Raw genomic sequence first — 699 nt, forward strand, 5'->3', positions numbered from 1 at the left:
GTTTGCAGCTTGCCACTGTTAAGTGGCACAGGTGCTTGTTAGCAACTACATTAATAATAAGTCTTTTCCATTTCTACAACTTCATTTGCATTTTCATCCCAAAAGAGTGTTCCACATACTTCGCACTTTTCATTTGCCATATTGCTTTCCTCTTCAATCAACATGTCATAACATGCAAAATCTTTACAATTAGGGCAGGTTATGGAAATAACCACTCGACCTTGCTTTTGCTCTAAAGTTGATAACTTCCAAAAATCAGATTTTATAGACTTTAGTTTTTTGGCATCTTTTTTATAAGCCACCAATATGTTATAAGTGTCATTTTCTAAGTCAAGCAATACAACTCTTGCCCCAAGCTTTTCCAATTGCTTATCAAAATAGGATAACGCAAAGGGAATGAAATCACCTCGTTTGGGTTCTTCTATTTCTTGATTATATTTTTGATAAACTTCATCTTCGGATACAACCAATTGTACCCCCAACATTGATTGAAGTCTGTTGTTGAAGAAGTTATACAACATTCCTTGTCTATCTTCTCCACTCCAATCCACTATTAAGAGGAAATTTTTATCCACTAATTTATAGAACAGGCTTTCATCGTCTTTAATAGTCTGTACATTCATTTCCATAAGTTCTTTTTCTCCAAGAACTTTTGCGAGCATTGTTTTATAGTTCATATTTCTTATTTTTAATTGTTGC

General features: G+C 33.6%; 1 protein-coding gene. It reads right to left on the reverse strand.

Going from position 1 to position 699, the window contains the following annotated elements:
- Positions 1-50 precede the first annotated feature (50 nt).
- The coding region (locus tag M3090_RS15475; protein WP_249057762.1) for a hypothetical protein at positions 51-699 on the reverse strand (649 nt) is incomplete at its 5' end.

The organism is Bacteroides sp. ET71, assembly GCF_023336905.1.
GTDB lineage: Bacteria > Bacteroidota > Bacteroidia > Bacteroidales > Bacteroidaceae > Bacteroides.